This window comes from Polymorphospora rubra (assembly GCF_018324255.1).
In the GTDB taxonomy this organism is placed as follows: Bacteria; Actinomycetota; Actinomycetes; order Mycobacteriales; family Micromonosporaceae; genus Polymorphospora; species Polymorphospora rubra.
Window position 1 is genome coordinate 5,482,580 of the sequence record NZ_AP023359.1, and the last position, 16,679, is coordinate 5,499,258.

Annotated in this window: 15 protein-coding genes and 4 pseudogenes; 12 read left to right on the forward strand and 7 right to left on the reverse strand. The window is 67.9% G+C overall.

Annotated features, from left to right (window positions below):
• Positions 1 to 495 precede the first annotated feature (495 nt).
• A complete protein-coding gene (locus Prubr_RS24845; RefSeq protein WP_246567601.1) occupies positions 496 to 1,701 on the reverse strand; it encodes a M14 family zinc carboxypeptidase in 1,206 nt (401 codons plus the stop codon).
• Positions 1,702 to 2,191: 490 nt separating this feature from the next.
• Here Prubr_RS24845 and Prubr_RS38295 point away from each other — a divergent pair.
• The 3 genes and pseudogenes from Prubr_RS38295 to Prubr_RS38300 all read left to right on the forward strand — a co-directional run.
• Positions 2,192 to 2,392: pseudogene (locus Prubr_RS38295) on the forward strand (transposase); the annotation flags it as partial.
• A 12-nt stretch (positions 2,393 to 2,404) separates the two neighbouring features.
• Complete coding sequence (locus Prubr_RS37085; protein ID WP_246567603.1) at positions 2,405 to 2,725, forward strand: hypothetical protein; 321 nt, start codon at positions 2,405 to 2,407, stop codon at positions 2,723 to 2,725.
• A gap of 58 nt (positions 2,726 to 2,783) precedes the next feature.
• Positions 2,784 to 3,215: pseudogene (locus tag Prubr_RS38300) on the forward strand (transposase); the annotation flags it as partial.
• Here the strand turns inward: Prubr_RS38300 and Prubr_RS24860 are convergent.
• Positions 3,101 to 3,769, reverse strand: coding sequence for a TetR/AcrR family transcriptional regulator (locus tag Prubr_RS24860; RefSeq protein ID WP_212817334.1), 669 nt, complete (start codon positions 3,767 to 3,769; stop codon positions 3,101 to 3,103). The pseudogene Prubr_RS38300 and the gene Prubr_RS24860 overlap by 115 nt on opposite strands.
• A 91-nt stretch (positions 3,770 to 3,860) precedes the next feature.
• On the opposite strand from Prubr_RS24860, the gene Prubr_RS24865 reads away from it, so the two are divergent.
• The 4 genes and pseudogenes from Prubr_RS24865 to Prubr_RS24885 all read left to right on the forward strand — a co-directional run bounded on the left by Prubr_RS24865 (position 3,861) and on the right by Prubr_RS24885 (position 8,038).
• A complete protein-coding gene (locus tag Prubr_RS24865; protein ID WP_212817336.1) occupies positions 3,861 to 4,769 on the forward strand; it encodes an alpha/beta hydrolase in 909 nt (302 codons plus the stop codon).
• Positions 4,770 to 4,972: 203 nt separating this feature from the next.
• A pseudogene (locus Prubr_RS37090) lies at positions 4,973 to 6,219 on the forward strand (ABC transporter substrate-binding protein).
• 74 nt (positions 6,220 to 6,293) lie between these two features.
• Positions 6,294 to 7,217, forward strand: a complete 924-nt coding sequence (locus Prubr_RS24880; RefSeq protein ID WP_212817342.1) for a carbohydrate ABC transporter permease — start codon at positions 6,294 to 6,296, stop codon at positions 7,215 to 7,217.
• Positions 7,214 to 8,038, forward strand: coding sequence for a carbohydrate ABC transporter permease (locus Prubr_RS24885; protein WP_212817344.1), 825 nt, complete (start codon positions 7,214 to 7,216; stop codon positions 8,036 to 8,038). Before Prubr_RS24880 ends, Prubr_RS24885 begins: the two co-directional genes overlap by 4 nt.
• Before the next feature lie 211 nt (positions 8,039 to 8,249).
• Here the strand turns inward: Prubr_RS24885 and Prubr_RS24890 are convergent, their stop codons facing one another.
• Complete coding sequence (locus tag Prubr_RS24890) at positions 8,250 to 9,044, reverse strand: SDR family NAD(P)-dependent oxidoreductase (protein WP_212817346.1); 795 nt, start codon at positions 9,042 to 9,044, stop codon at positions 8,250 to 8,252.
• A 77-nt stretch (positions 9,045 to 9,121) separates the two neighbouring features.
• Here Prubr_RS24890 and Prubr_RS24895 point away from each other — a divergent pair, with 77 nt between their 5' ends.
• Complete coding sequence (locus Prubr_RS24895; protein WP_212817348.1) at positions 9,122 to 9,628, forward strand: winged helix-turn-helix transcriptional regulator; 507 nt, start codon at positions 9,122 to 9,124, stop codon at positions 9,626 to 9,628.
• 195 nt (positions 9,629 to 9,823) lie between these two features.
• On the opposite strand, the pseudogene Prubr_RS37095 reads toward Prubr_RS24895, so the two are convergent.
• The 3 genes and pseudogenes from Prubr_RS37095 to Prubr_RS24905 all read right to left on the reverse strand — a co-directional run.
• A pseudogene (locus Prubr_RS37095) lies at positions 9,824 to 10,102 on the reverse strand (IS5 family transposase); the annotation flags it as partial.
• Positions 10,039 to 11,601 (reverse strand): 4-hydroxyphenylacetate 3-hydroxylase family protein, encoded by a 1,563-nt coding sequence (locus tag Prubr_RS24900; protein WP_212817350.1) that lies wholly within the window; start codon positions 11,599 to 11,601, stop codon positions 10,039 to 10,041. The gene Prubr_RS24900 and the pseudogene Prubr_RS37095, both read right to left, overlap by 64 nt.
• Before the next feature lie 12 nt (positions 11,602 to 11,613).
• Positions 11,614 to 12,165 (reverse strand): flavin reductase family protein, encoded by a 552-nt coding sequence (locus tag Prubr_RS24905; RefSeq protein ID WP_246567605.1) that lies wholly within the window; start codon positions 12,163 to 12,165, stop codon positions 11,614 to 11,616.
• A gap of 217 nt (positions 12,166 to 12,382) precedes the next feature.
• Here Prubr_RS24905 and Prubr_RS24910 point away from each other — a divergent pair, with 217 nt between their 5' ends.
• Entirely contained in the window at positions 12,383 to 13,045 is a 663-nt protein-coding gene (locus tag Prubr_RS24910) for an O-methyltransferase (protein WP_212817352.1), read from the forward strand.
• 51 nt (positions 13,046 to 13,096) lie between these two features.
• Positions 13,097 to 13,303, forward strand: a complete 207-nt coding sequence (locus Prubr_RS24915) for a hypothetical protein (protein WP_212817354.1) — start codon at positions 13,097 to 13,099, stop codon at positions 13,301 to 13,303.
• Positions 13,304 to 13,931: 628 nt separating this feature from the next.
• Here Prubr_RS24915 and Prubr_RS24920 read toward each other — a convergent pair.
• Positions 13,932 to 14,081, reverse strand: a complete 150-nt coding sequence (locus Prubr_RS24920; protein ID WP_212817356.1) for an MGMT family protein — start codon at positions 14,079 to 14,081, stop codon at positions 13,932 to 13,934.
• A gap of 672 nt (positions 14,082 to 14,753) precedes the next feature.
• On the opposite strand from Prubr_RS24920, the gene Prubr_RS24925 reads away from it, so the two are divergent.
• Positions 14,754 to 15,476, forward strand: coding sequence for an AfsR/SARP family transcriptional regulator (locus Prubr_RS24925; RefSeq protein ID WP_212817358.1), 723 nt, complete (start codon positions 14,754 to 14,756; stop codon positions 15,474 to 15,476).
• A gap of 164 nt (positions 15,477 to 15,640) precedes the next feature.
• Positions 15,641 to 16,585: an AfsR/SARP family transcriptional regulator gene (locus Prubr_RS24930; RefSeq protein WP_212817360.1), complete on the forward strand. Its 945-nt coding sequence runs from the start codon at positions 15,641 to 15,643 to the stop codon at positions 16,583 to 16,585.
• Positions 16,586 to 16,679: the final 94 nt, after the last annotated feature.

The window sequence follows — 16,679 nt, forward strand, 5'->3', positions numbered from 1 at the left end:
CGTTCCCCATGCCTTCCGTGATGAACATCCTTCCCGAGGGCACACAGCCCCACGGATCTGCGATGTCCGTCAAACCGGGTCAGGCCCAGACCCGCTACCGGAACATTCGACCAGAGACAACGACAGCAACCATCAGGTAACCCAACACTCAGGCGGGTACGAGGTCGAAGATGGCGCCGCGGTCGGGGTGAGGCCGGCGGGCATGGTGCCGGCTCCCTGGAGTACGGCGATGGCGCGGGCGATCCGTTCGGGGTCCAGGACGCCGGCGCGGGCGTTGGACAACGGGTCCACCCACAAAGACCGGCAGTCGAGGCTTATTTGTGCACATCCCACAGCGGCACCCGCCGAGGACGAACCGCGCCCCGGCGGCGGCATGGCCGTCACGGCGAACCCGGCCGGCGGCCTCACGACGCCCGGAGGCCACCCCCATCGCTGGGAGGTGGCCTCCGGGCGTGATCACCCGCTGCGGCTGGCTGCCGTGCCGGCTCTACGGCCTCACCAGTACTTGGGCAGCTGGTAGAAATCGGTGTGGTTCAGGTTGTCGACGGACCCGTCCGCCATCCGCTCGGCGATCCCGACGATGCCGGCCTCGACGGCCGCGGTCAGCTGGCCCTTCTGCTTCTGGCCCCAGGCGTGGGACTGGCCGCGTACCTCGAACAGGACGGTCGCGCTGCCGTTGAGGGCGAACGCCGACCGGGCCTGCCCGGCGTAGTCGCGGTCGAAGCTGTACCCGTCGGCGACCTGGTAGTGCACGTACTGGCTGACCCCGCCGACGAACGGCGAGTTCTGGGCGTTGCCGTTGCCGCCGTGCTGGATCATGCCCTGGGCGGCGGCAAGCGCGTGCCGACGGGAGCTGTCCTGGTCGAGCAGCGGCCAGTCGGCGTACCGCGGGTTGCCGTCGATCTCGGAGCCGAGCGGCGGAAAGTCCAGGGCCACCGTCACGTACTGGTCGCTGTCGTTGTTCTGGCTGCACGGGCCCATGTGGTGCAGGTCGACGTAGGTGTCGACCTTGCCGAACTCGTTGCGCAGGTCGACGTACAGGTCACGCAGCGCCCGGGACTCGTTGGTCACGAACATGCCGGGGAGGGTCTCGTTCGACGGCCGGGTCGCCGGCGACGGCTCGGCGGTGAGGTCCGCACTGAAGTCGCGGTTGACGTCGAAGCCCTGTGCGCCGTTGCTGTAGTAGTACGGCGGGTTCGTCCCGGCCAGCTGCGGGAACTTCTCGACCGCCTCGCTCCACGGGAAGTCGTTCTGCCGACGGTTCAGCTCCGCAGCGTCGGGGTTGAACTTCGGGACAGCGACGACGGTCAGGTTCTCGCGGATCAACTGGGCCTGCGGGCTGCCGCTGGACCCGAGGGTCTTGAGCATGCTCAGCAGCGCCTCGGTGCCGGTCTTCTCGTTGCCGTGGATCTCGCTCGTGATCAGGAGCACGCGGTCACCGGTGCCGACCCGCGCCGCGTAGATGTCCCGGCCCCGCTGGGACTGTCCGATGACATCCACGTCGACGCGGCCGTGGCTGGTCGCCTCGATCTGGGCGAGTTGCTTACCGAGCTCCTCGTAGTTCGTCCAGCCGGAGGCAGAACGATTACCGGGCAGATTCTCGCAGTTGGCGTTTCCGTTCTCCGCCGCCGAGGACGGCGCGAACAGGGTTACGGCACACATTGTTGCGACAGTTGTCGACAGCAAAAGACGTCGGTTCACCAGATCTCCTCTACTTGAAGAAGTGCAGTTCCCGGTTCATCATTCGGGCGTCATTCGGTTGCCCGGCTTCCTTGATTAACCTGCTCCTTCTGAGTGACGTATCGCCTGCGTAGGTGGGCCGGCTGTGCCAATTGGGTATGGCAAACCTAAAGTCCTTGGTGAATTGGAATCGCTCCCAGGCGGAGCCACTTGAGGGAATCTTGAGGTTCATGGCGGTCGTGGTGGTGTCGCGTCGGTTGATCCCGGTAGGACCCCAGGGCTCAGGCCCAATGCCGCTTCCTCAAGTTCAGTGTGGTCTATGGTCTTCCGTCGCGGCTGGGGGACTCGTATCGTCAGGGCGGCGCGGGACAGGTTGCCGGATCGGGTGGCGATTGGGGTGTTGACCAAGACGCGTCGAGGGCGCCGGCACCGACGGTCCGCCGGCGGCGAGGATCTAGGTGGGTGGCGGGCTGGCGGTGGCTGGTAGAACTCGGTGGTGGCGCGTTCCGATGTGACGGATGCCGAGTGGGCGTTGATCGAGCCGTGTCTGCCGGTGGCGGCTACGGGGCCGTTGCCTTGGCGGGTGCGGGATCAGTTCAACGGGGTCCTGTGGCGGTTTCGGACCGGGTCTGGGTGGCGTGATGTTCCGCAGCGCTACGGGTCCTGGTCCACGATCTACTCCCGGTTCAACGCGTGGGCCAGGGCGGGGGTGTTCCAGGGCTTGATGGACGCGTTGATCGCTGAGGCCGGGTCGCGTGGGCTGGTCGGGTTGGAGTTGGTCGGTGTGGACTCCGCCGTGGTGCGGGCGCATCAGGAGTCGGCTGGTCTGGCGGTCGCCGGTGAGACCCTGGATGCGCTGGAGCAGGCGTTGACGGAGAAAAGAGAGGCTCCGCTGGCGGGTCAGCCGCCCGTGCTGCGGGTGGTGCGTCGAAGGCCCGGTCAGGTGCGGGCAGCGCGGAAGCGACGGGTCAGGATCGTGTCGCCCGGCGGCGGCGCAGGGCCCGTGCTGCGGTCGCCGGCCTCGGCCGGTCCCGGGGCGGACTGAGTAGCAAGGTTCACGCCGTGGTCGACGCTGCCGGGCTGCCGCTGGTGTTCGTGCTCACCCCGGCCCGGCGGGAGACTGTCCGCGGTTGCCGTCCCTGCTGGACGGGATTCGTGTTCCCGCCCCGGCCGGTCGGCCCCGCACCCGCCCCGACGCGGTCGCCGCGGACAGGGCCTACTCGTCCAGGGCCAACCGCGCCCACCTGCGCCGACGCCGGATCACCGCGGTCATTCCGGAGAAGACCGATCAGCAGGCCAGCCGGAAGAGGAAGGGGGTCGGCAGGCGGACGGCCCGCAGCCTTCGACCCGCAGCGTTACAAGAAGCGCACCACCGTCGAACGCTGCTTCCAGAAGGTGCCGGACTTCCGGGGGTGTGTCGTCAGGACGTTGCCGACCCGGTCGCCAACTGCCTGGTCTGCTGTGCCGCCCATTGGGCGGCTGCCGCGGCGACCGGGATCGTCGGGTCCACCAACCACGCGGCCTCGAGGCCGTAGCAGAAAGCGATGATCTCCATTGCCTTGAGCTGCGGGTCGATGTCCTTGCGCATCTCGCCGCGCTCTTGTGCGGACCGCAGGGTGGCTGTCACACGGTCGATCGTCGTTCGGTAGCCATCGACCAGCCGTGGGTGGAGGTCGGTGTCGGGGCTGACGTTTTCGCCGAGGACGACGGTGTTCATGCCGAGCAGGCTGGCCACCTTGCCGTCGTGCTGGCTGGGCCAGCTGGCCATGTGCGTGGCGATGATGTCGACGATCTTGATGCCGGGGTCGGGTCCGTCGCCCCACAGCCACTGCTCGGAGAAGGCTACGTGGCGGTCCATGACGGCGTTGAGCAGGGCCTCCTTGCTGCGGAAGTGATAGAGCAGCCCGGTCTGTGACACGCCGGCCTCGGCCGCGATGTCGGCGAGGCTGGTGCCGCGCGCTCCGTTGCGGGCGATGAATCGTACGGCGACGTCGACGATGCGGTCCCGTGTCTCGAGGCCCTTCGCTGAGGTCTTGGGCTTCTGGGCAGGGGACACGGTTGATCTCCTCGCGATGGTCGGGACGGTCATCGCCGAGTATAGACAAACCGACTGAGCACTCGGTAGCTTCTGCGAAACAGACTGAGTGCTCAGTCTTAACATTGGCGAGAGGTGCGATCGAATGGGTGCAGCTTTCCGGCGGGGAACCCCGGTCGTCCGTGAGGAAGACAATCCGCTGCGGCCGCACGAGCAGGTTCAGGCCTTCCTGGACAGCTCCGGATCATCACCCGACCCGTGGGCCACCGACATCGCGGCCGTGCGGGCGGACGCACGTGCGAAGGTCCTGGCCGTGACTGGCGAGCCGGCGCCGGTGGCCTCGGTCGAGTCGGTCGACGCGGACGGCGTACCGGCTCGGCTCTATCTGCCCACGGGTGCGGAACGAGAGGTCCTGGTCTGGGCGCACGGCGGCGGCTGGATTCACGGAGACCTCGACACCGCCGAGGGCGTCGCCCGGGCACTCGCGAACCGGGCCGCGTGCGGGGTCCTGTCCATCGACTACCGGCTCGCGCCCGAGCACCCGTTTCCAGCCGGCTTTGACGACACTTGGACGGCCGTCACCTGGGCACGCCACCACTTCGGCACCGTGGCTGTCGGTGGGGACAGTTCGGGCGGCAATCTCGCCGCGGCGGCCGCGCTCAAAGCGCGTGATGAAGGCGTTCGGTTAGCCGCCCAACTCCTCGTCTACCCGGCACTCGACAGCGTCGAGAACACCGACTACAAGGTCGCGTTCCGGCGGCGGTACGAGACCTTCGCGGGCCGGTCGGGTTTCGGCTCCAACAGCTACCGTCGGCTCCAGCACATCTGGGCGACGTACGTTCCCGACCCGGCACACCGCAAGGCGCCGTATGTATCCCCGCTGCACGCTGAATCTGTGCGCGGTGTCGCGCCTGCGACGATCATCACGGCCGAACACGATTTCCTCCGCCGCGAGGCCGAGGACTATGCCCGGCGTCTGGAGGCGGCCGGCGTGCCGGTCGAGCTGACCGAGTACGCGGGCAGATCCATGGCTTCTTCGAGATGTTCGCCGTGATGACCGACGCGCATCACGCCGTTGGCAGGGCTGGCGACGCTGTACGCCGCGCGTTCCAGTCAACCCACACCATCGAGCCTTAAGGACTTCTCGTGCGATCACTGATCCATTACTGCGGAACCTTCCGGGCGGCCGGCGTCGCCGCGGCGGCTGCCCTGCTGCTGGCCGCCTGCGCACCCGGCGGCAACTCCGAAGCCGGCCCGGTGCCGTCCAAGCCGATCTCCACCAGTATCGGCAGCGAACCGGTCACCCTGAAGCTGCTCGTCACCAGCGGCGTCGACGTCCCGTTCTACACCGCTCTCGGCGAGCTGTTCCGCGCCAAGTACAGCAACGTGACCGTCAAGGTGGAGAGCCAGGACTACGCCACCTTGACCACGACCATCGCGCGTACTCTCGCCGGGGACAACGTGCCCGACCTCGTCCGCGTGCCGCAGTTGGGCAACCTGACCAAGAACCACCTGCTGATCAGCCTCGACCCGTATGCGGAGGCGTACGGGTGGAACGAGTGGCCGCAGTCGCAGTTCGCCTCCACCCGTGTCGGCCCGGACGGCAGACAGCGGGGGACGGGCTCGTTGTACGCCGCGGGCGCTGGTTTCGGCCTGACCGGGGTGTATTACAACAAGGCGCTTGCGCAGCGGATCGGTATGACGCGGCCGCCGGCGACTGTCGCCGAGTTCGAGCAGTTGCTCGCCAAGGCGAAGGACGCTGGGCTGCAGCCGATCATGACCAACGGCAAGGACGGCGGCAGCGTCTATCCGCTGCAGAACCTGGCGATGTCGTACGCCGGTGACGCGCAAGCCGTCCAGGACTGGAGCTACACCAAGCCTGGCGCGAGTATCGACACGGCGGCGACGGTCAAGGCCGCCACGACATTGCAACGCTGGGGCAGGCGGGATACCTGCCGGCCGACGTGAACGACATCGACCAGACCCGGGCACCGGCCGAGTTCATCAAGGGCAACGGTGTGTTCTTCCCGAGCGGCAACTGGCAGGCTCCGGAACTCGACAAGACCGGATCCGGTCAGTTCGGGTTTTTCCTGTTCCCGTCCGACGTTGCCGGTGGGCCGCCGTACGCGATGACCGCTGCCGCCAACCTGGGGATCCCGGCGAAGTCACCCAATGCAGACGTGGCGGCCGCGTTCCTGGACTTCGTGCAGACGGACCAGCAGGCGCGGCAGGAGACGGTGACTCTCGGCGGGCTGGTGCCGGCGGGCCCGTCGGACGCGCCAGCTCCGACCGCGCCCGAGGGGTCGGCGGTCGCCGCCACCGTCAGCGCGTTCCAGGAGTTGCTGAACAGCAACGGGCTGGTCGGCTTCATGGCTGACGCGACGGCTTCGATGCACGTCAACAGCCTCATCCCGCAAACGCAGCTGCTGCTGGCCGGCAAGACGACGCCCGAGGCGTTCGCGGCCAAGGTGCAGTCCGACTACGAGCGCGATCTCGGGCGATGATCGCGGCGAGCCGACCCAGGGGTGATGCGGTGCCGTCCGTCTCGACCCCGCAGGCGATGCGGCAGGCTTCGGCCATGACCGACCCGTCGAGCGTTCCTGCGGCACGACAACCCGCCGCACGGCGCCCATCCGCACGCCGGCGGCGGAGTTGGAGCGCGCTCCTCTGGGTTGCGCCAGCGTTCGGCATGTACGCCGTTTTCGTGCTGTTCCCGATGCTCCAGTCCGTGCAGTACTCCTTCTACCACTGGGACGGCATCGGGCCGGCGACGCCCGCCGGACTGGACAACTGGAAAGCGATCTTCACCCGGCCGGAGCTGCTGCAATCCGTGGTGAACGCGTTCGTCCTCATCATCTTCTACACGGTCCTGCCGGTCGGGCTCGGTCTGGTCGCCGCGTCGTTCATCCGCGAACTGAAGCCCGGCGCGTTCAGCACCACCGCCCGGGTCCTACTGTTCGTCCCTCAGGTGCTTCCGCTGGTCGCGGCCGGTATCGCGTGGACGTGGATGTACTCCTCGGACGGCCTGGTCAATCAGGTCCTGCGCGCGGTCGGCCTCGATCAGTACACGCGGGCCTGGCTCGGTGACTTCACTTTCGCTCTGCCCGCGGTCGGTGTGATCGGAGTCTGGGTCATGCTCGGCTTCTGCACGGTGCTGCTACTCGCGGGCATCGGCAAGATCGACCCGTCGCTGTACGAGGCGGCCCGGCTGGACGGGGCCGGGCCGGTCAGAGAGTTCTTCGCCGTGACGCTGCCCGGGTTGCGGCGCGAACTCGTCGTGTGCACGACGTTCACGATCATCGCCGCGCTGGCGAGCTTCGACGTCGTCCAGATCGCGACGCAAGGCGGTCCCGGCTACCAGACGATGGTGCCCGGCGTGCAGATCTACCGGTTGACGTTCCTGCAACAGCACGTCGGCCAGGCCTCGGCGCTCGCGGTGTTCCTGACCATCGTCGTGCTGCTGGTCATCTGGCCGATCCAGCGTCTCGGGAGACAGAAATGACCACATCGGGCCTCGCCCATCGAGTGACACGCACCGGGATCCTGCTCGCGCTGATGCTGTTCGCCGTGGTGCCGCTGCTGAGCATGTTCACCACGGCACTGGCGGCGCCGGGCAGCACGCCGCAAGGCCTCAGCTGGCCCAGCGACCCGCACTGGCACAACTTCGTCGACGCGTGGAGCACCGCGAACTTCGTCGCGCTGTTCCGCTCGAGCACCCTCATCGTGCTTGGCGTCGTGCCGGCCACGGTCGCGATGGCCACCGCCGCGGGCTACGCCCTCGCTCAGCTGAAAGTGCCCTTCGGCAAGGCGATCTACGGTCTTCTCCTCGTCGGACTCACCCTGCCGTTCGAGGCGCTGATCACCCCGTTGTACTACGACCTGCGCAGCATGGGACTACTCGGGACGCGGCTGGCGATCGTCCTGCCGCTCATCGGACTGCTCATGCCGTTCGGCGTCTTCTGGATGCGCGCACACTTTCTCGGCACCGAGCCCGCGCTCACCGAAGCCGCGAAAGTCGACGGCGCCAACACCTGGCAGACGTTCCGCCGCATCCACCTGCCGCTCGCCACCTCGGCGTGGTCCGCACTATCCGTGCTCTTCTTCCTCGCCAGCTGGAACCAGTACCTGCTACCCCTCGTCCTCGTCGACGACCCGACGAAACGGACCGTGGCCGGCGGGCTGGGCGCCTTCCAGGGCCAGCACGGCACCGACATCGTGCTGCTCTGCGCCGGATCCCTGCTGATCATCCTGCCCTCGCTGGTGATCTTCCTGATCTTCCAGCGCAACTTCGTCAAGGCGCTGATGCAAGGAGCCGTCAAGTGACTGCCCGAGTCTCGCACCTGGAGGTTCCATCGCATCCGGTCGACCGACTGCTTCAACGACCCGGCAGGCCAGGCCGCCGCGGCCGCCGCCTACGAAGCACGGTGACCGCCGTGCCGGGTGGGTCGGGCAGGGCGCGTACCAGCCGCGGTACGCTGCTGCGGCTGGGTTCTCGTCGGCACCGGCAACGCAGATTCTGGGCCAGGACGGCACCTCAGCCCAGCAACTTCTCCGTGAGGTCCATCAAGCGTTCGGCGTTCTGCGGGTCGAGCGTGGGGAAGCTGGGCGGAAGTCGCTTGTTCCGGTCAACGGCGGTCAGCGGCGCGGCTGGCGGCGCGTCCAGGAACTGGTGAATCGGGGCCACCGCGTCCGCGACTGGGCGGGCCACCACCGATACCGCCGCTAGCAGGCCGCGGACGACCAGCGGGAGCGGGCTGCGGTCGCCGCTCTTGGTGAAGCCGGGATGATAGAGCACGTATCGGGCACGGCTGCCGGACCGCTGAGCGAAGCCCACGCCGAGCAGGTCGTTGGCTCGACCGGCCTGCAGTTGTGCGGTGACGACCGAGTAGCCCGACGTCAGTTGCGGGTCGGCCCAGCGGACCCCGCCTTTGGTGACGCCGACGCCTGCGATGTTCACGATTACCGGCGCGGTAGCCCGGTCCATCGCCTCACGCAGGCCAAAGCTGAGTAGATAGCGACTGAGGTAGTAGAGCGCGAACGTACGCTCCAGGCCCTCGGCGGTCTCGATTCGACGCGGCGCCACCGCGTTGGCGAACAGCGTCAGCGCGTCCACGACGGGGTACTCGGTGAGGATATGCGCGACGACCTGTCGCGTCTCGGTCACGCTGGAGAGGTCGACGGGAAGGAAGGTGACAGATCCGCCCGCCAGCGCCTCACCGCGTTCGCGGTTGCGGCCGAGCACGAGGACCCGGTCACCGCGTTCGGCCCGTCCGAGGGCAAATGCGCGTCCCATTCCGTTGGTGCCACCACTGACCACCACGACTCCCATGTCGCCTCCGTTACCGTTCTCCACTGACCGTGCTCATCCTGGGCAGATGATCGACGGAGGCGAAAGAAGGCACTTTCATGGCCACAAGGAACACCGGTGTGCGTACCACGCTCGACAGCCACCGGTTGCCGATTCCCGTTCCAATCGACGAATACGAGTGCTGTCCGGTCACCGACGTGCTGCGGCGGGTGAGTGACAAGTGGACGTTGTTGCTGATCACCCTGCTCGGCCGGCAGCCGTACCGGTTCAACGAGTTGCATCGGGCGGTGGAGGGCATCAGTCAGCGGATGCTCACCCGGACGCTGCGCGTGTTGGAGAGCGACGGCCTGGTCGAACGGGAAGTGTTTCCGACATCGCCGCCGAGTGTCGAGTACCGGCTGACACCGCTGGGCGCCAGCCTGCTGGAGCCACTTTCGGCGCTGGCCAGCTGGGCGGTCGACCACCACGCCGAGATCGCTGCGTCCAGAACCGGTACCGGGTGTCCAGGGCCGGCAGGCCGGTCCCCGGCAGGGTTCCCGCCGTCACCTCTTGATCGTCCCGGCCGGGGATCGTTCGAGCGTCGAACGGATGAGCCGTCGAACTGAGCTTGTTCTTTACCTTGCGCGTTGATTACGTGCGGTGATGCTCAGGTCGCGCTTGCTTGTTTTGCCGACGTCGTGGCGGGGTGCGGGTCTGTGGTTGCGTGAGCCGGGTGGGCGTCCGGGGCCTGGTCGAGTGGGTTTTGGGGCGCTAGCTGGTCGGGCGCTCTGCGGATGTTCCGGAAGGCTCGGCGGACGTGGGCGGGGGATGTCGTTCTCGACGGCGTGGCGTAGCCGGTAAAGCTGCCGGTCGAACGTGGGCGGACGGCCACCGCGGGAGCCTTTGGCCTTGCGGTGGGCGTCCTGGTCGGTCTTGCTCGGGATACAGGCCTTGATCCCACGTGAGCGCAGATATCGGCGGTTGCCGCGGCTGGTGTTGGCCTTGTCCGCCAGGACCAGGTCGGGACGGTGCGGTGTTACCAGCGGCGATTCGCCCGTAGTGCGGCGAACGAGTCCAGGTCGGGCACGGTCCAGCCGTCGAGGTCGTACTCGGCCAGGCACTCCTCGGCGTAGCCCTTGTACTCGTCGAGCTGGCCGGATGCCTGTTGGGCCATCATGATGTCCGTGCGCACGGACTCGTGGTTGCCGGAGTAGTTGCGTTCGTACAGCTCATGTCGGCCGCCGAACTCGGTGCCGACGGCGTCCCACAGCAGCTTCATCAGCTTTACCCGGCTTACGGCGTCGACGCCGTTGGATCCGCGCACGTACTTGTCAAGGTACGGGCGGATCTCTGGGTTCTTGAAGTCTTCGGCGCTGGAGTTGACGTAGATCAGGCCGCTGGCGACGTCCTGCTCGATGATCTCCTTGATCCGCGGGTAGCCGAGGGTCATGAACCAGCGGTAGGCCATGCCGTAGTCCAGGTGGGGTAGGAACGAGCCGTCGCGCCACGGTTGCGGGTTGCGGGCGGCCGCGTCGCTGAGTGCCCAGAACATGTTGCGCCAGGCGAGTACCTCGCCGACCCGGGCCTGCACTCCCCGGAAGTCCTTGGTGCCGGTGGTCTCCACGGCCTTGAGTAGCAGGCCGGCGATAAAATCGATCTTGACGGCGAGCCGGATCGAGCCCTGGAACGTGAGCCGCTCCAGGAATCCCGAGCGCGGCGCGAACCCGTTGACCTGCTCCGGGTCGCCGTACATGAAGATGTTCTCCCATGGAATGAGTACCTTGTCGAGCACGAGGATCGTGTCGTTCTCGTCGAGCCGGCTGGACAGCGGGTAGTCGAACGGGCTGCCCATCACCGCGGCGGCCGCGGCGTAGCTCGGGCGGCAGATCAGCTTCAGGCCGGAGCTCTCCATCGGTACGGTCGCCATCAACGCGAACTCGCGCTCCTTGATCGGCAGGCCGTGGTGTGAGATGAAGTTGAAGTTGGTGATCGCCGACCCGGTTGCGACGACCTTGGCGCCGCTGACGATCACGCCGTTGTCGGTCTCCTTCTCGACGTGTACGAACACGTCCTTGACCTGCTCGGTGCCGAGGTGGCGGTCCACCGGCGGGTGGATGATCGCATGGTTCCAGAACAGGACCTTCTCCTGCGACTCGCGATACCAGCGGCGTGCGTTGGCCTGGTACGGCGAGTAGAAGTCCGAGTTCGCGCCGAGCGTACCCAGGAACGCCGCCTTGTAGTCGGGGCTGCGGCCCATCCAGCCATAGGTCAGCCTGGCCCACGCCGTGATCGCCTCGCGGTCCCGTACGACGTCCTCGACGCTGCGCGGCGTGCGGAAGAACGCGTGGGTGAAGCCGTCGCTGCCGGTGTCGGTGGGGGCGGTCAGCACATCCCGCCGGGCCGGGTCGTGCAGGGCGTCGTACAGCCGGGCAGTCATCAGTGCCGAGTTCCGGAACGCCGGATGGGCGGTGACGTCCTTGACCCGCTCGCCGTACAGGAAGACCTCCCGACCGTCGCGGAGACTCTCCAGATATTCGTTGCCGGTCATCGGTCGGGTCACGCGACGCGCGACGTCCGGCGGTGTGGCTTCCAGGGTCATGTCAACCTCTCGTCAGGCGGATGTCATATCAAGGGCCCACATGCCGTCCGCGGGGCAGTCGAAGGAGCCCTGCCAGGCGCTGGGCGGCGGTGGGGTGGCGAGTTCGTGGAAGGAACCGCGGTGATACACGAGCGGGTCGGCGCCCAGTGTCGCGAAGGAACAGACTCGGCCGAGGACGACGAGGTGGTCGCCCCCGTCATACAACGCCCACGGCTGGCAGGACAGGAACGCGGTGGCACCGGAAAGCCTGGGGGTGTCGTCGGTGGTGTCCCATCCGATCGGTCCGCTGCCCGAACCGCCGGTGGCCGCACCAGCGAAGTGCAGCGCCAGGTCACGCTGGCTGGCGGCCAGGACGTTGATCCCGAACGGCTGTCCGTCGATGCGGCGGCACAGCCGGCTGCGCCGGTCAAGGACCACCAGCACCAGGGGCGGTTGCAGCGAGACCGACGTGAACGCACTGACCGTCGAGCCGTGCACGCCCTGCGCACCGCCGACGGTCACCACCGTCACCCCGGAGGCGAACTGTCCCAGACAATCCCGAAAAGAACGGACATCATCGATCACCGCGTACCTCCGGATGCTTGTTCGACATGCTTCCACTAAGCGCTGAAGAACGAGGCGAGCGCGGGCATCTCTGAGCGACTGAAAGCTACGGCGAGAGATCGATGAGCGACAGAGTTTGAACTGGCGTCACGGTCGTCTTGTAAGTACGTTGGTGGACCGGGGAATACATCGATCGCGCCCGGGCGCACCGCGCCCATCCGATTCCCAGGAGGCTTTCATGAGAATTCAGGTTGACCTGAGCAAAGAGCTGCAGGATTACGTCACCGCATCCTCGCTGCGTGAGCCGCAGATCCTCGCCGAACTGCGGGAGTACACCTCTGCTCTGCCGTTGCACCTGTTGCAGATCTCCCCCGAGCAGGGACAGTTCCTGCGGGTGCTCGTCAGCGCGCTGCGGGTGCGAAAGGCCGTGGAGATCGGTGTGTTCACCGGCTACAGCCTGCTGTGCACCGCCCTGGCCCTGCCGCCGACCGGCACGGTGGTGGCCTGCGAGATCTCCGAGGAGTGGGCCGCGATCGCCATCGACCACTGCAAGCGGGCCGGTGTGGCCGACAGGGTCGACGTGCGGGTCGGCGACGCCCGCGTCACCCTCGACGCACTGCTGGCCGAGCCTGGTGCCCGTGGCTCGTTCGACTTCGTCTTCATCGACGCCGACAAGGAGAACTACGAGGCCTACTACGAGGCGGGTCTGGAGCTGCTGCGTCCGGGCGGGCTGGTGCTGGTGGACAACGTCCTGTGGAAAGGCGCCGTCATCGACGACGAGGCCCAGGACGACGAGACCCGGGCGTTGCGCGCGTTCAACGCGAAGGTGCGCGACGACGACCGTGTCGATCTGAGCATGCTGCCGTTCGCCGACGGGCTGACCTTCGCCCTCAAGCGCTGACGCGACCGGCGACCGCGACGCCTCCGGTTACCGTCGGGAGCCGTCGCGGTAGTGCGTTGGGACGGCGTCCACCAGCAGTTCGGCGGCGCCCAGGTAGTTTGCCGGGGCCGGCAGGTCGGCCAGCTCGGCGTCCGTCTGCGTCAGCAGCGTCCGTACCGCTTCCACCTCGAGCAGCGCGGCGGCGAACGGGCGGTCGTCGGGGCGGCCGAGCGGGTGACGTCACCGAGCAACGTCTTCGCTGCGGACCTGCGCCGGTGACGAAGCTCAGCCCCGCCCCGAGGCCGGCGTCCGCAGCGCGTGTCACGGCAGCTGGTCTCCGACGCGATCTACGGTGCCGGATTCAACTGATCGCCCGGTGCTCGTTGGGCCGGGGTCTGGTGGCGACGGTCGGCCGCAACGTCTGTGCCGTGCTGCTGGGCCGGGACCCCGCCCGCGTTGCGGTCGCGGCTGTCCCGCCGGTTCCCGTGGGCCGAGGTCAGCGACCCGGACCCGCCGCTGTGCAAGGTGGTACTGCGCGCGGTCCGCCGTGCCGAACTGCCCGCGGACAGCCGGCAGCGACTGCTGGACGAGCAGGTACGCACGACCGCGTTTCAGGAGCGGATCCGTCAGGAGTCACGGGCCGGCGTGAATTGTGGACGGGTTAGGTCAACTGACGGCCGGGTACAGGCCGGAGCTGCCGCGGCGGTGGCAGCCCAGCAGGTGGGTGTCGACCATCCCGATCGCCTACCGACCTGCCCCACCCGGTGTCGTGGTAGGCGGAGCTGAGCGGGTGGGTCACCGCCCACGGGCAGCGGCCGAGCCCGTCAGCGCCGGTCACGGCGGTGCCGACGGTGTCCACGGGTCGGCGTCGTCGATGTCACAGGGGCTCCTGTCGAGGGTCGAACGGTCATTCGCCGAGCGTGGGCTGCAGGGCGCCTTCGAGGCCGAGCAGCTGCCGTTTGCGCTCCACGCCACCGGCGTAGCCGGTCAGCGAGCCGTTCGCTCCGATGACGCGGTGGCACGGGCACTCGACGAGCAGCGGGCTGGCGCCGATCATCCGGCCCACGGCACACCGCCGCGGGCGGCAGCCCGGCCGTGGCTGGCACGGTCCCGTAGGTGGTGGTGCTGCCGTAGGCGATCGCGTCGAGTGCCTGCCGGACCGCGAGCTGCTTCGGGCTGCCCTCGATGGCGTAATCCAGCTCGAACGTTGTCCGGGCGCCCGCGAGATATTCCTCGAGCTGTGCGGTGACCGCGGCGAGCCGAGCCGGTGCCCGCTGCCGGTCCGGCCCAATCGCGGGGTCGTTCTTCTGCGCTGGGATGGAGACCGGGATGACCTGGACGCCGTGCCGGCCTCGGGCGCCGTCCGACCGGCAATCAACAGATCTCCGACCGGGTGACCGCATCGATGTAGATAATCATGGATTCCACCATCCTGTACCGACTTAAACTCCGGTCACCTGGCGCCGCGATTCCTGAGTCTCAGGCGGATTTCAACAATGTGCGTGGGCTTCTTGACATGTGAATCTGTCTATTTTTAGGCTCGAATCAAACCCGGAAGGAGGCGTGTCAATCGACGTGCGCCCGCTGCGCGCCATGCCGGGGTGTCTCTCGATGCGGAGGTGGTTTGTTGTCTGCGGCAGCCGTCCCCGAGCCCCCCGGCCTCTCCACGGGCCCGAGACCTCTGAGGTACCGCTCACGGCTGCACCTACGCATCCTGGGCCGCCTGCAGGTGCGCGACGCCTACGCCGTCGACTTCACCCCGACGGCCGGCAAGCCTCGGCAGCTGCTGGCCTTCCTGCTGCTCAACGCCGGTGAGCTGGTACGCGTGGAGGACTGCATCTCCGAGCTCTGGGGTGCCACCCCGCCGCGCAGTGTCAACCACACGCTCCAGACCTACGCCCGGACCATCCGGCAGGCCCTCACCCGGGCCCTGCCCACTGAGCGGGCCCGGCTCGTCACCGGTCAGTCGTGCTACCGCCTCGTGGTCGAGCCCGACCTGCTCGACGCCGCCGTCTTCGAGCGGGTGAGCCGCCTCGGCATGGCGGCCGCGCGTGCCGGGGACCACCACACCGCGGCCGCCCTGCTGACCCGCGCTCTGCAGGACTGGGGCGGCGAGGTGCTGGCCGACGTGGAGTCCGGCCCGCTCGCCAAGGCCTCGGTCGTCCGGCTGCGCGAGACGCACCGCGCCGCGCTCGAGCAGCGCATCGACAGTGACCTGCACCTTGGCCGGCACTGGGACCTGGTGCCCGAGTTGGCCCGGCGCTGCGCGAAGCACCCGACCTACGAGTCCCTGCGCGCCCAGCACATGCTGGCGCTGCACCGGTGCGGGCAGGACGACGCCGCCATCCGAGTCTTCGAGGAACTCAAGGTGATACTGGCCGACAGGTTCGGAATCGAGCCGGGACCGCGGGTGATGTCGTTGTATCGCGCGATCCGCTCCGGCGATACGTGACCTGTACGGCTGCGAACTCGCGCTCATCCGCCCCGACCCGTACGTGGCCTGGCGCGACGACAAACGCCCGCCGATGTCGACAAGCTCGTCAAGAAGACGCTGGGCTATTGATCAAAAACGATCCGTCAGGAGTGTTGCCGCACCGTGCACACGGGAGTACTACTGTGAAACTCGGCGTCCTCGGCCCACTGACCGTCGCCGACGGTTGCACGGACCGCACCCCGACCGCACCCAAGCAACGCCAGTTGCTCGCCCTACTGCTACTCAACGCGAACACGACCGTGCCGGTTCCGCAACTGGTCGAGGAACTGTGGGACTCCGACCCACCGCCCAGCGCGGTGGCCGCCATCCAGACCTACGTAAAACAGTTGCGCCGTACGCTGCAGGCCCGCCACGACCCGGTGAAGCGCAGCCCTCTCATCACCCGCGGCCGGGGCTACCTGATCGAGGTCCAGCCGGGTGAGCTGGACCTGGAACGGTTCCGGCACATGGTCGACCCGTTGCATCTGGTCACCGACCCGCTCACCGTCGCCCGCACGTACAGCACCGCGCTCGCCCTGTGGCGCGGGCCGGTCCTGATCGACGTGAACACGGGTCCGCTTCTACAGACGGCCGTGGCGAGGTTGGAGGCAGAGCGATTCGAAGCGGTGGTCCGGCTCTTCGCCGCGCAGCTCAACCTCGGCCTGCACCGCGCACTCATTGCCGAGATCAGCGCCCTCACCTGCCGACATCCCACGTCGGAGGCGCTCTCGGCGCAGCTCATGCTGGCGCTCTACCGGTCCGACCGGCGCGCCGACGCGCTGGCCGAGTATCACCGCGTCCGGCGCACCCTGCGCGCCGAGATGGGCGCCGCACCCGGCCCGGCGCTGCAGCGACTCAACACCGACATCATCATCGGCAGCCCCCAGCTCGACCCGCCCCGGCAGATCCGGACCATGCTGAGCCCCGAGCACCTCATCGGATTCGCCACGGGCAGGGCCCAGCTTCCGAGCGACCCCGGCGTTCGCACGCCGGGGTCACCGAAGAGCGTGCGGCAACTGGTGTTACGCGAGCCTACGGGTGGTAGGTCGGGTGTCCCCACGGTATGGCGTGCGGGCGCGGCAGATTGAGTTGACGAACCGCGGGAGGGGCTGGGACCTGGACCGGGCGGGGTGCCCTTGCGCGTAATGTGGGCGTTGGAGCCCGGTTCGACGAAGAGGTCCC